This window comes from Glutamicibacter sp. AOP5-A2-18, assembly GCF_052446055.1.
In the GTDB taxonomy this organism is placed as follows: Bacteria; Actinomycetota; Actinomycetes; order Actinomycetales; family Micrococcaceae; genus Glutamicibacter.
In genome coordinates, this window is sequence record NZ_JBQSVW010000001.1 from 253,726 (window position 1) to 267,232 (window position 13,507).

Sequence of the window (13,507 nt, forward strand, 5' to 3'; positions counted from 1 at the left end):
GCGAGGAACTGAGGTTCAGCTCCCTATTCGCTATGCACTTGGCGGGTGAGCCGGTCGATGCGTTTTCTGGTGTCATTGGCAACGTCGAGGATCATGGGGGTGAACCAGCCTTCTGCGTGCGACTGCTCGATGAGCGCCGGGAGCGCATCCAGCAGCGCTTCCAGGGTGGTACGAATCTGTCTGGCGGCAATTTTCGGGGGCGCACCCCAAGAAGCTGCTTCATCCATCAGACGCCTTCCGTTGACGTCGTCGATATGCGCACCGGCGTTACCCCTCAAAGGAGTGTAATGCACTGATTTTTGAACTTTAGTCGGCTGATGGCCTTAATGCGAGGAATCTTGTGCATTGGTACACGGTGGCGATTGATGCCCAGAAGTTTGGTCTTTAACCGTTGTGTGCCACTCAAGTCCAAGAGGCAGCAGGCATGCAACAAATATCACGCAGGGTGAAGACCTTGAACCAAGTGTCATTGCGTTTGAGAATTGCATTCGGTGGTGGACGCGCACGATCATTGATTTCGAATACCTAGTCCAACGGTCTATATAATTGATGAGCTACTCGGATGCTAATAATTACGTTCTGATATGTGATGTTACTTCAGGCGTTTGGAAATAATGCTGCTCAGATATAGCGTGTTTCGTGACATTAGGTGATGTAATTGGCGGTAGATCTGACTGGAGATTCGAATTCAATTCAAAAAAATCAACGTTGCGCTATCCGTGTGCGCAATTCTCATTGTCAGCACGATTGTGGGTCAACCCGCGGGGGCTACCATTACAGAATTTAGTACGAATGAACGTCAAATTCTCGGAGAAGCGCAGGCGGATGAACTATATGTCGTTGGCCCAAGCGGCGATAGATTCTATCCGGACCGCCTGTCGGCGTCGTTGAAATTTGTCGGCACTCCAGCGAATTACTGGTCACCATGTGGAATTTTCGACAAGAATAACAAGATGGTCCGGAAATTTAACCGTCAAGCAATCAAAGGGCTTTCCGGGAAAACGGGTAACTTACGTTGCGGGTGGCATAAAAACGCAAAAGGAAGCACGAAAGCAACGGGCGTAGGCTTTCGGCACATTAAAGCTGGTCACATGAGCCAGTGGGAGAATCAGGCCGTTTTCCTCCGTGCCAACTGGCGTGAAATGGCGGACTGGGCTACGAACGAGGCTCTGAATCACTCTTGTAAGAAGGGATACTTTAAGTCTCAAGGCAAGGCCAAGTATGTTGCTCCATATCAGATTCGCGATAGCCGGGATCGGGTCATCAGGAGGTTTGCAGTCTATGTAGTGGTTGGCGCAAAGGATCAGAATGTAATCACTAGTTACCCGAGGGATGGTCGCTACTCGTGCAGCCTATAATTTTCAATCTAGCCTGACTGTATTGCGTCTTATTGATTTATTGCAGAGTTTCGATTTCGTACGAATTTCCGCGAATTAGTCCGCGTTTTCCGGAGAAATTATAAAGGGCGCCCAATATTAGGTCGTCTTGTGGGGCATAGGGAACGTCGTGGTCGGCAAGGCGCCATTCGATGACTGCCAAATGGTCTTCCTGTGCAGCGGGGAGTTCTATGTAAATACCCCAAGGGCTCAAACTCGCTTTAATGCCAGGCTGATCGTTCAGGAAATCGACCAGCAATTGCCGCTTATGTGTAATCATGCAAGATAGCCTAGCCCAGATTCATCAGGTGAGCTCCGTCGTGAGTCGCAGTTTGATAATCATATTTGCTAGAGTCCTAGTCGCCTTCTGATTATTAGGACAAGTGATAAAACCACCAGCGCCAGGTGCTCGGTGCTAGGTTCCACGCACCCGGAAGACAAGGTAGTTTTCCAAAAACATTCGTACAGGTACTGTCCATTCAGAGGGCAAGGACAAGGGGTCGCGATCCCTGAAACGACGAACTTAATATCCGTCCTGCAGCTGTCGCGTGAAACAGTAATTTTCGGGCCCTCTAAGGGGTCGACAACTTTCCACCTGGGCGGATGCAATAATCTTCCCCGCCAGCGAAACATTTGATAGCCCGCTCATTCCTCCAAGACTGTCGGTTCTGTCTCTCGGCAAAGGACTTAGCTGCGCATTCAGAACCCATCGCCCAAATAAACCTTTCAATCCGTTTCTCAGAAAAGCCCTAGGAATGAATTGCGCCTGTCATATGTATCAAAGCGGGCGCGACCAGCACATGGACGGAACAAGAAGGAAACGGAATGCCAGAGCAGATTAATGTCAGCGCCGTCATCATCAGAAACGAAGCGGGACAGGCTCTGACAGTTCGCAAACGAGATACAACGTTATTCATGTTTCCCGGGGGCAAGCCAGAACTGGGGGAGTCGGCTATTGACGCGGCGGTGCGTGAAGTAAGCGAAGAGCTGGGCGTCAATTTGAATCCAGCATTGTTGCGACTCGTTGGGACCTTCACTGCCCCGGCAGCCAATGAAGCCGGGCATAGCGTTCAAGCCACCGTATTTGAACATCCTCTGGTGCCGATTGGTGAGCCGCTGGCTGAAATCGAAGAGCTGCAGTGGATCGACCCTGCAGCGCAATTAGATGAGCTCGCCCCGTTGCTCAAAGACGTGGTCTTCCCGGCGTCGCTCGCTGGCCCACGAATGATCCAGAGTTTAGCGGTGTTCACCGGCTCGGCCTCGGGCAAGTCACCTGTGTATGAGCAGGCGGCAGAAGACTTCGCACGTACCGTTGCCGACTCAGGGCGAGCCATCGTTTATGGCGGCGGACGCGTGGGTTTGATGGGAACAATTGCTGATGCGGCGCGCAAGGCTGGTGGCGAGGTTTACGGTGTCATGCCACAGGTCCTGGTTGATGGCGAACTGGCGCATCCGGGGCTAACAAGCCTCGAAGTTGTTGCGGACATGCATGCACGCAAGCACCGCATGTCGGAACTAGCCGATGGCTTTGTCGCGCTGCCCGGTGGTGCCGGAACCTTGGAAGAGCTCTTTGAAGTATGGACCTGGCAGCAGCTGGGAATCCATGCGAAACCAGTAGCCCTTCTGGACGTCGACGGATTCTGGCAGCCTCTGCTGAGCATGCTGGATCACATGACTGATCAGGGATTCCTGGCTCCGCAGTTCCGAGACTCGTTGGTGGTGGCCAGCGAACCACAAGCGCTTTTGGACGCCCTGTCCTCGTGGCAGGCTTCGGCGGCCAAATGGAGCGCAGGATCTAAGAACTAAAGCACGAGGAACAATTCGAGCCCAGTGCCCAGCAGTTTGCACCGCAGGGCACTGGGCTCGAATTCATGGGTTCGACTCGGTACTACTAGCTCACTAGAGCGTAGGCTCTTGTGCCGTTGCGTTCACCGGGGCATCCTGGGCCTTGCCGGCAACGCGCAGGTTCCAGTGCTCAATCACTTGTCGATCCGTGGTCTTGGTCAGCAGCGAAACAATAATGAACGCTACTGCCGAAGCGATCAGGCCGTAGTAGATAGGTTCGTTGGCATAGACGCCATCGAACTTGTTCTCCGCCTGGATCTCCAAGATGATCATCGTGCCCAGGGTTACCAGGGAGCCGGCAGCCATGGAGGCCGTAGCCCCAACACCGTTGCCGCGCTTCCACAGCAGGCCGCCGATGATAGCCACCAGCAAACCGCCCACCAGAATGTCGTATGCGATAGTCAATGCGGCAACCACGTCATCCACCAGGATGGCCAAGGTGACCGTGACGACGCCTAGAACCATGACCCAGATGCGGTTGGCGCGAACATCGTGCTCAGGGTTCTCATTCGAGTTGACCTGGATCTGCTTGCCGAACCAGCTAGCCACAAATGGAGTCACGTCGGTGCGTGCCACGGTGGCGGCGGCGATCAATGCGCCCGAAGCGGTGGACATCATGGCGGCAACAGCCGCGGCCATCACCAGACCGCCCACAGCTACTGGCAGCAGCTGTGTGGCGACCTCCGCGTAAACGACGTCCTTATTATCAGCAGCACCAGCGATCTCAGGCAGTGCTACCTTTGCGGCCATGCCGATCAGGGCACCTGCTGCGCCGTAGAAGATGCAGTAGATGCCAGCAGTCATGCCGCCCCAGCGAGCTACCTTGGGAGTCTTGGCGGTGAAGACGCGCTGCCAGATGTCCTGGCCGATGAGCAGGCCGAGGGTATAGACCACGAAGTAGGTGATGATCGACTGCAAGCCGATGCCGGTGAAGCTGAAGAACTCAGCGTCCACGCGTTCACGGATGCCGTCCAGGCCGCCAGCTGCGTGCATGGAGAATGGGAGCATCAGGGCGAAAATGCCTATGGTCTTGATGATGAACTGGACCTGGTCCGCAAGGGTAATGGACCACATGCCGCCAATGGTCGAGTAGACCACCACGATCGCACCGCCAATGGCAATGGCTACCCACTTTTCCCAGCCGAAGAGCACCACGAAGATGGTGGCGTAGGCACTGGTGGAGGTTGCGCAGAGCATCAGCGTGTAGGCCAGCATGACAATGCCGGAGGTGTTGGTAGCCGCTGCGCTGCCGTAACGCAGGCTGAGCATCTGCGAGACGGTGAAGACCTTGAGCTTCTGCAGGGTTGGCGCGAAGAACACCGAAAGGAGAATGACGCCGGCGCCGATGGCGACCACGAGCCACATGCCTGAGATGCCCCATTTGTATCCCAGACCCACGCCGCCCACGGTGGAGGCGCCGCCAAGCACGACGGCGGCCATGGTCCCGGTGTAGAGGAACGGGCCGAGGCGGCGGCCGGCGACTAGATAATCGCTGCTGTTTTTGGTGCGGGACTTGCCCCACCATCCGAACGCGAGCATTGCGGCGAGATATAACGCGACAATGGTCCCATTGATGAATTCCATGGACTTCCCCGATGCGAGTGAGAATGCTTACTATCAGTAAACTTTTATTTCTCAATAGGCTACTTGTGTGAGCTGACACAGGTCAATGCTTTCCGGCTTTGTGTCTGTGAACTGGCCCGCTCAGAGGTGTGATAAACATTACTGTTCTACGGTTCCAAAAAATATAGACAATTTGCCTAGAAATATGCATCACGGCGCGCATGGTGTCATAGTTGCGTAGTAATAGGCATTCACAGTGCGCAATTGGGTCTTCTTTAGTACTGTTTTGCGACAACGCAACGTTGCATCACTGGCTTTAGAGCCGTCAATTTCCGTTGCGTCTGACAATTTCCCGCAACTAGAAAGACGCCTACAGATGAGTGAAAATGCCCAAGGACTGACAAAGAAGTCAGCCGGACATGTCATTGTCGATACACTTGCCACACACGGCGTTGAACGAGCCTACGTTGTTCCGGGCGAAAGCTACTTGGATGTCCTCGATGGACTGCACAACTCATCCATTGAGACCGTCGTATGCCGCCACGAGGGCGGCGCTACCTACATGGCCGAAGCCGAAGGCAAGATGCACCAGCGTCCCGGCATTGCCATGGTGACCCGAGGCCCGGGCGCCGCCAACGCGCACGTCGGGCTGCACACCGCCTGGCAGGACTCCACACCGCTGGTGCTTTTTGTCGGCCTGATTCCTTTTGAGCACCGCGAAAAGGAAGCCTTCCAGGAATTCGACCCGAAGGCCTGGTTCGGCACAGGAGCCAAGCGCGTGATGATCCTGGACCATGCGGACCGCGCCAGTGAAGTAGTCGCAGAAGCGATGTTCGCAGCCATGTCCGGCCGTCCCGGCCCCGTGGTGGTTGGCCTCCCAGAAGATGTCATCCGCAACGAGATTTCTGCCGAACTGCACCCGGAGATTCCGGTTGCCACCGGCGGCATGACCGTAACGGACTGGAAGGCGCTGAACACCGCCCTGCAGGAGGCGGACAAGCCGCTGTTCATTTTCGGCGGCAACGACTGGTCGCCGCAGGGCGCAGCCGATTTCACCCGCTGGCTCGAAGAGCATGACCTCCCGGCCGCTGCCGAATGGCGTTGCGAAGGCACCGTTCCATTCAATTCGCCTTCCTATGTCGGCCCCATCGGCTACGGCCGCCCCAAGCCAACCTATGACCTGCTGGAAGAAACAGATCTGCTGATCTTCGTTGGAACCGTTCCAGGCGACGTGATCACCGACGGCTTCAACGTCCGTCAGAACTGGGAGAAGAAAAACTTCCTGGTCACCATCGACCCATCCTTGCGCGGTCGCTCCGGTCCGGTTTCGCACCAGATCGTGGCCAAGCCCGACGTATTTGTCCGCGACCTGCTGTTGATGGACTTGCCCGTGAAGGACTCCTGGAAAGAATGGACCTCGCGGATGCGCGGCGAGCAGGAGAAATTCGCGGCGCTGCCAACTCCGATACCAGCCGACGGGCCAGCCAAGATGGCAACCCTGATGTCGAACCTGGTCAATGCATTGCCTGAAGACGCCATGGTTACTTTCGGTGCTGGCGAGCACACCAACTGGGCCCACCGCTACTTCCCGACCAACGGATATGCCTCGATGCTCTCCGCGCGCAATGGCTCCATGGGATACTCCATTCCATCGGCAGTGGCTGCTTCGCTGAATTACCCGGGGCGCCGAGTGGTGACCATCGCAGGTGACGGAGAATTCTTGATGAACGGCCAGGAACTGGCCACGGCAACACAATACGGCGCCACGCCGCTGGTGGTCATCATGGACAACCAGCAGTACGGAACCATTCGCACCCACCAGGAACGCCAGTACCCCGATCGTGTTTCCGGCACTCAGCTGCAGAATCCTGATTTCGCCTTGATGGCCCAGTCCTTTGGCGGCTTCGGGGTCCGGGTCGAAAAGGACGCCGATGTTCCAGCGGCCCTGGAAGCCGCATTGAAGGCTGTCGACGAGAACAAGACCTTTGCGTTGATCCACCTGATCGTGGAGCAGGGCGTCAAGGCCTACTAAGGGCGAGGCTAAGAGCAAACACATAATTCCAACGGGTATCGTTTATGCGGTACCCGTTGGATGCCTTAAGTGGCAGAGTGGTCAGAAGAAGTCTGCCAGCAACAACTTGCAATAGTGGAGCTCTCACAATATGAATGATCCCCTGATCGCCAGCCTCCTGCGTGCCGTCGAAGCGGCGCCAGAGGAACACGAATTGCGCCTTCATCTGGCCCCGCAACTGCACCAAGCCAACCGAGCGGCTGAAGCTCTGGCGCATATCAATATCGTGGTCCAAAAAGACCCCGGAAATACTGCGGCCTTGCAATTGCTCGGCCAAGTCAGCGCAGCGCTCATGGGCGGCGCGGGGGAAGAGCCAACTCCCGAACCGGCTTCAGAACCGGCTCCAGCCACGCCACAAAGCACCGAGCAGCCAGGCTTTGACTGGGACGCGGCGGCGCAGCAATTCGAGCAGTCCGTGCCAGCGCCCTTTGCAGAACCGGAAATCCAGATGGGCGAGAGCACGGAAACCGTCGCCCCGGTAGAACCGGCGGGCCAGCGCATCACCCTGGCCGATGTAGGCGGCCTTCAGAACGTGAAGGACCGGCTCAACGAATCGTTCCTGGCGCCGATGCGCAACGCCGCCATCGCCAAGGCCTTCGGCAAGTCCCTGCGCGGCGGGCTTCTTCTCTATGGCCCTCCGGGTTGCGGCAAGACCTTTGTGGCACGTGCTGTGGCTGGCGAGCTCCAAGCCAACTTCATGGCGGTCACCATGACCGATATCCTCGACTCGCACATCGGAGAAACCGAAAAGAACATCAAGGCCATCTTCGAAAAGGCCCGCAGCAATTCGCCAACCGTTCTCTTCCTTGATGAGGTTGATGCCCTGGGCCTGCGCCGTGGGTCTTTGACTGGCAGCGCCTCGTGGCTACGCCAGATGGTCAACCAGCTTCTCATGGAGATGGATTCGCTCTCATCGAACAATGATGGGCTCTACGTACTGGCCGCAACCAACCATCCGTGGGATCTGGATGAGGCGTTGCTGCGTCCTGGCCGCTTGGACCGTACCGTGCTGGTCACTGCGCCGGACCTGCCAGCGCGTGAATCCATCCTGCGCTATCATCTGGAGCGCCGCCCTATCGCCGGAATCGATCTGAAATGGATTGCCGAGCAAACTGACGGATTCTCCGGAGCCGACCTGGAGCATTTGTGCACCACCGCGGCCGAGAAAGCCATGATGCAGTCCATCCAGCGCAATGAAGTGCTGCCCGTGGATATGGCGCATATCCACACGGCCATGAAAGAAGTGAAGCCATCGACCCTGCCATGGCTGGAATCGGCTCGCAACGTCGTGCGCTTCAGCAACGAGAACGGCCGATACGACGAGCTGGCTGATTACCTGGTCGCCAGGAAACTGCTCTAGCCCAAGCAGGAAAGGCGCCGCATGGAATTTGACGTCCTCTACACCAGAATCAGCCACCACCTGGCGACCGGCAGGGAAACCGAAGCCATCAGCCTGCTCAAGGATAATCTCAACGAGTATCAGCAGGTTGCCGAATTCTGGATGCTCTATTCGGCCTGCCATCTGAACCTGGAACAGTGGGACGAAGCCGAAGGTACCGCACGGGCGGCGCTAGGTCTGAACCCTGAACATCCAGTAGCCGGAGAACAGCTGGCGGTTGCGCTCTCCAGGCTGCGCCGCCGCGATGAAGCCTTGGCGACGATCCAGCAGGTCATTGCCGTGGAACCGGAGTATGCCCGTGGCCATCACCTGCTGGGAATGATCCTGCTGGGAAATGTGCAGAATAATGACGAGCGGATCCTGGCCCGCCAGGCCACCGAACATGCGCTGATGCTGGAGCCGGAAAACCCTGACTTCTATCAAGGCGCTGCACTTGCAGCCGATATGGCCGGGGACCAGCGCAGCGCGTTGAAGCACCTCGAAGCAGGACTGCGCATCGACCCGCATCATCAGGGCCTATTGCGTTCAGCTGGAAGCATTGAAAAAGGCCACAAGATCGTGGGGGACCACGGCCAATTGCTGCGTGGCATGCTGGCCAGCGACCCCATGAATGAAAAGCTGCACGAGGACTACGCAGAGAACTTCCTCGCCAAGCAGGCGGTTTATGCGAACCGCTGGTGGCTGTTCATTCCTCTTCTTGCGGCCATCTCCTCTTTCGGGGTTGGCGCCAGCTTGCCGGTTCTCCTTATTGCCATTGCGCTGGTGTCAGTTTGCGCCGGGCTCTTTGCCTGGTGGAGTATCAGCACCTACAGGAAGAGCGAGAAGTCCCTCCCAGCTGGATATATCAAAGATATTCATGCCCGTTTTCCGAGCCTGCCCAAAGCCGCCCGCGCGTACAAGATCAGCTGGGCCGCAGCCCTCATCGGAGCGATTGCAGGTTGCTTTGCCCCGATGGCGGGAGCAATCATGATGATTCTTGGTACCGCGGCGGGCCGGGCAGGTGCGGCGCTGATTTTCCGCGAGATTTCGGGTCCTCCGGAAGATCGCCAGGATCCTGAAGAACGCCGGATACACCTGGTGCGCCTGAGCGGTGGATACGCTGCTGGGTTCTGGAAACGTGTCCTCTTGGTATTGGCCCATCTGATTCTTTTTGGCGTGTGCATGGCGCATCCAAGCCAGCTGGCCGCAGTGCCCCTGGGGTCGGCAGGACTTGGCCTCTTGGTCATCGGCGCAGTCCTGGCCTATTGCCAATTCCGTTTGGGATTCAAGGACAACGCCTTCGCGTACGGGCTCGCAGTGAGCTCCTCTGCAAAATTGAGGGGATTCGCCTTGCTCCGAGGCAACCTTGGTGGACTGTACTTCATTGCCGTGCATTTGGTGTTCGGGCTCATCGCCTTCGCAGTGTCCCTCTCGCTGCTCGGCAGCGTCCCTCAGCCCTCGGAAGATTCCGGCGGCCCGGTGGAAGATGGGCCTGGCGGGCCGGTCGAGCTGACGCCCGAACAGCTTGACCAGCTGACCAAATCACCTGCACCGAAGCTCGACGACTTCAGCTTTTCACCTATGCCTGAACTGCCTGATGTCCCTTCTCTGGATCAGTAACAGCCGTCGAAAATCACGCGGTCGAAAAGATCACAATCCAACTGAAGATTCTGTCTTGGCATGCTCGCGCTGAAGAAATAAGATGAATTGCTACCGAATTACGTGAAGCAAAAACCCCGACCACGAGGTGGATAATCAGATGGCAATGATGAGCGAAGAGCTCATTGAGCAGTGGGCTGACGCAACTGCTGAAATCTACAATGAGTCCTTGACTGGCATCAACCTGAGCCGTCTGCCCGAGGCAGTGGCTCAGTACGTCGAACTCTTTGCGCAGAGCGAGAATCTGACGTTTAACGAAGATGCCACCCCAACCGATTACTTTGAGCATCACCCATTCGTTGCGATGACTGCAGTGCTTAACAGCCCCGAAGCCCTTGAGGTTTTGGACGGTGATGCGCAGGAAGCGCTGGATTCCATGGCTGATTTCACCGAGGCCTGGTACAACTTCGACCTGGAGCAGGAGCCGGAGCTGGGCATCTCGGAGGCCGACGTTGATGATGAAGACTGGTAAACACCAATAACGCCCCTGGCCGGCGCCAAACAGGACAACTGTTTGGCGCCGGCTTTTTTCTACCCGAATCTTCTGAAAGCTATTCCCATTCACCCATGGGAGTGCAACGATTCCGGTATGAGCCAGTTCAGTGTTTTTGAAAGCACCGTTCTCATTCATCTTCCGGTGCACCGCGTCTGGGAATTGCTGACCGACTGGGCAGCAGCTCCCTTGTGGATCCATGGGATTGGTTCCATGCATTCAGATGACCCCGAATTGAAGGTGGGCACCAATCTGGTCTATCGGGTCTCCGGACATGAACGCGTCTATCGCGTCCATAAACTCATCGACAATCGATTGCTCATTCTCCACACCTCAGAAAACCCGGATGGCCTGTCCTATCGGTATGACCTGAAGGACGACGCCGGGTACACCGAAGTGGTATTGCAAGTGGCGATCATCAATCCTGATTTGAGCGTGGAACAGTGCGAGGAACTCGCTGCGAACGTTCGCGAAAGCGAGGGGGACAAGCTGGATCAGCTGCGTCTTTATGCTGAACAAGCGCCTTGATAATTACTGCTGCGCGGGATCGTGCGGCGCCGATGAATACACCACGGAATTCTCCATTTCCCCGGCGAAGAGCTGGTCCACGGTTACCGGGGTGTAGCCCTTGGCTCGCAGCTGCGACACCATTTCGGGAATGGCTTGGACGGTGGTCTTGCGAGGATCGTGCATCAGGACGATGGACCCCGGCTGGACGGTATCCATCGTGACCTTCACGATCTTTTCGGAATTCTTCAGCCGCCCATCATGGGTGTGGATGTCCCAAAGCACCAGTGGGTAAGGGACCAGCTGATTGTGCGCCTTGTCGTGATGTCCTAGCGGCGGACGGAAAACGCTGGGGCTCTGCCCTGTCGCCTTTTTGATGGCGGCATCCGTGCGATCCAGCTGTTGCTTCAGCTGCTGGGCTGACAGCTTGGTGATATCCGAATGGTCCCAGGTGTGGCTGCCGATCTGGTGGCCTTCAGCTGCCATGCGCTGGAGCGTGCCAGGGAGCTTCTGGACCTTGCTTCCGATGAGGAAGAACGTGGCAGGGGTTTCGGTGGCCTTCAGGGTATCCAGCAACTCATCGGTGAACTGATCCGGGCCATCATCAAATGTGAGCGCGACGCAGCGCTGCACGGAGCAATCAACTTGTTCGCTGGCGGACTGGCTGGGGGATTGGGCCTGCGGCTCCGCCCCGGTGGTGGCAGAGCAGGACGCGGCACTTGTAGCGCCCAGCAGCGCCATGGCAAGCATGATCCAGCGGGAAAGTTGTCGGCTCATCCTTCTAGTGTTATCCGAGGTGGCGAGATTGGTACAGAGCGCCACAGTGAATGGGCCGAAAATTACCCATCCGTTCAACTGCGGTGCGAAGGGATGCAAGAGCAAGCCGAGGGGTGAACTTCGGCAACGGCCGGGCTCACCCCTCGCTTACGGGCAAAGGCTCATCCACCAGCGGATGTTCCACTTCGTCTCGAGCGAACTTTCCAGCCCACCAAGCGATGATTCCGAAGACCGGCGAGGCGAGGCCCGCGATGACAAATATCGATTGCAGGCTCAGAACCTGGGTAAGGGGTCCTGCGACCGCCATGGACAGCGGCATCAGCGCCAGCGAAACGAAGAAGTCGAGGCTGGAAATCCGGCCCAGTAGCCGGCTGGGAACCCTGCGCTGCAAGAGCGTTCCCCAGATGACCATGCCCACCGCATCGGTGATGCCGAAGGCCAAGAGGATAATGAACAGCATCCATGCTTCATCAACATAGCCAACCATGGCCAAGGGCAAGGTGCCCAAGCACCAGCAAGCGGTCATCAGGCTCAGATAGCGGCGCGGAAATTTAGCCGAGGCAATCAGCAATGAACCCAGCGCTGATCCGACGCCGAAGAACGCCAATGCAAAACTGAAAAGTTTCGCATCGCCATGCAGGTTGTCGCTGACGATAAAAGGCAAGAGCACTTCGAAGGGGCCGATGAAGGTGAATACGGAGATGACCGAAAACAACAGGGTCCATAACAGCCAGCGGGTGCGCACGGTATAGCCGACTCCCTCACGCAATTGGCGGACAATGCCCGGTTTCGCTTCGCCGTCAGCGACCGCTGCGGCGTTATAGGCATCCCGGTTGGGGATCCTGCGCAGCATCAGCAAAGCAGAGAAGTGCACCAAGGCCACGCCAATGATCGCGTGGGCCGGTGACAGCGTGGCGACGAGGAAGCCGGCGGCCATGGGGCCCAGTGCGGTATGCACCACGGGGCGCACGGTGCCCTCCAACCCGTTGGCGGCCAGAAGCTGATCGCTGGGCAGCATCTTGGGCAGCAGCGCAGAGTAGGACGGGTAGAAGAATGCTGATCCGGCACCCATGAGGAATCCGGCCACCATCAGATGCCATAGTTCCAGTGCGCCGGAAATTGCGAGAATCGCGGTGATGCTCATCAGGGCAAAGGAAAAGGTCTCCACCAGCAGTACAATGCGACGGCATGAATGCCGGTCGGCCATGATGCCGCCGAACAGCACAAAGCACAGCAGGCCCACGGCGTTGGCGGTCGCGACCATGGACAGTTCTACCGGTCCGCCATCCAGCCTGCGTACCTGGTAGACCATGGCCACGCTCCACATGCCCGCGGCAAAGGTCGAGAAAACAAGGGCGCTGGCCAGCAGGGCGTAATCGCGGATGGCGAAGGGCTTGATGAGGCGCAGCGCGGAGGTCTTGAGTGCGCTCATGCAAACTCCTACGTTAGTGCGTAAGTATCATCATCCGCTAAGTGATTGAGTTCTGTCAATCGGTAATTTGGCCACAAAAAACGGGGAACAAGCCGTAGCCTGTTCCCCGGATTTTCGAGCTAAGGATTACTCAGCGTCGTGGTCGGTCTCCAAGATGGTGACCAGCTGGTCAAGGGCAGCTTCTGCGCCTTCTCCCTCGGCACGCAGGACCACGGTGGTGCCGTGCTCAGCGCCCAGGCCCATCAGCGAGAGGATGCTCGAAGCGTCCATTGCCTCATCTGCTGGCTCGCCTTCCAGGGCGATGGTGACCTCTACCGGAAGCTCTGCTGCTGCTTCGGCGAAGATTGCTGCCGGGCGGGCGTGCAGGCCGACGCGGCTGCCGATAATTGCTTTACGTTCTGCCATG

General features: G+C 57.3%; 12 protein-coding genes. 6 read left to right on the forward strand and 6 right to left on the reverse strand.

The features are described from left to right. Positions 1–23: 23 nt before the first annotated feature. Entirely contained in the window at positions 24–227 is a 204-nt protein-coding gene (locus tag ACT3RW_RS01240; RefSeq protein ID WP_444612545.1) for a hypothetical protein, read from the reverse strand. Between the two features lie 1,168 nt (positions 228–1,395). Continuing rightward, entirely contained in the window at positions 1,396–1,656 is a 261-nt protein-coding gene (locus tag ACT3RW_RS01245; protein WP_444612546.1) for a hypothetical protein, read from the reverse strand. Positions 1,657–2,201: 545 nt separating this feature from the next. Here ACT3RW_RS01245 and ACT3RW_RS01250 point away from each other — a divergent pair. After that, complete coding sequence (locus tag ACT3RW_RS01250; RefSeq protein WP_444612547.1) at positions 2,202–3,182, forward strand: TIGR00730 family Rossman fold protein; 981 nt, start codon at positions 2,202–2,204, stop codon at positions 3,180–3,182. Between the two features lie 93 nt (positions 3,183–3,275). Here ACT3RW_RS01250 and ACT3RW_RS01255 read toward each other — a convergent pair whose 3' ends face one another. Then, positions 3,276–4,805, reverse strand: coding sequence for a sodium:solute symporter (locus ACT3RW_RS01255; protein ID WP_022875366.1), 1,530 nt, complete (start codon positions 4,803–4,805; stop codon positions 3,276–3,278). 355 nt (positions 4,806–5,160) lie between these two features. Here ACT3RW_RS01255 and ACT3RW_RS01260 point away from each other — a divergent pair, with 355 nt between their 5' ends. The 5 genes from ACT3RW_RS01260 to ACT3RW_RS01280 all read left to right on the forward strand — a co-directional run bounded on the left by ACT3RW_RS01260 (position 5,161) and on the right by ACT3RW_RS01280 (position 10,913). Continuing rightward, entirely contained in the window at positions 5,161–6,816 is a 1,656-nt protein-coding gene (locus tag ACT3RW_RS01260; protein WP_444612548.1) for a thiamine pyrophosphate-dependent enzyme, read from the forward strand. A gap of 130 nt (positions 6,817–6,946) precedes the next feature. Beyond that, a complete protein-coding gene (locus ACT3RW_RS01265; RefSeq protein WP_444612549.1) occupies positions 6,947–8,215 on the forward strand; it encodes an AAA family ATPase in 1,269 nt (422 codons plus the stop codon). Positions 8,216–8,236: 21 nt separating this feature from the next. Beyond that, on the forward strand, positions 8,237–9,853 hold the full coding sequence (locus ACT3RW_RS01270) for a hypothetical protein (protein ID WP_444612550.1): 1,617 nt from the start codon (positions 8,237–8,239) through the stop codon (positions 9,851–9,853). A 139-nt stretch (positions 9,854–9,992) separates the two neighbouring features. Continuing rightward, positions 9,993–10,364 carry a hypothetical protein gene (locus ACT3RW_RS01275; RefSeq protein ID WP_444612551.1) on the forward strand — a complete coding sequence of 124 codons (372 nt, stop codon included), beginning with the start codon at positions 9,993–9,995 and terminating at the stop codon, positions 10,362–10,364. Between the two features lie 42 nt (positions 10,365–10,406). Then, positions 10,407–10,913, forward strand: a complete 507-nt coding sequence (locus ACT3RW_RS01280) for an SRPBCC family protein (protein WP_444612552.1) — start codon at positions 10,407–10,409, stop codon at positions 10,911–10,913. Positions 10,914–10,916: 3 nt separating this feature from the next. Here the strand turns inward: ACT3RW_RS01280 and ACT3RW_RS01285 are convergent, their stop codons facing one another. The 3 genes from ACT3RW_RS01285 to ACT3RW_RS01295 form a co-directional block, all read right to left on the reverse strand. Next, complete coding sequence (locus ACT3RW_RS01285) at positions 10,917–11,669, reverse strand: polysaccharide deacetylase family protein (RefSeq protein WP_061952798.1); 753 nt, start codon at positions 11,667–11,669, stop codon at positions 10,917–10,919. 136 nt (positions 11,670–11,805) lie between these two features. Further along, complete coding sequence (locus tag ACT3RW_RS01290) at positions 11,806–13,101, reverse strand: MFS transporter (RefSeq protein ID WP_444612553.1); 1,296 nt, start codon at positions 13,099–13,101, stop codon at positions 11,806–11,808. Between the two features lie 126 nt (positions 13,102–13,227). Further along, positions 13,228–13,506, reverse strand: a complete 279-nt coding sequence (locus tag ACT3RW_RS01295; protein WP_022875374.1) for an HPr family phosphocarrier protein — start codon at positions 13,504–13,506, stop codon at positions 13,228–13,230. Position 13,507: the final 1 nt, after the last annotated feature.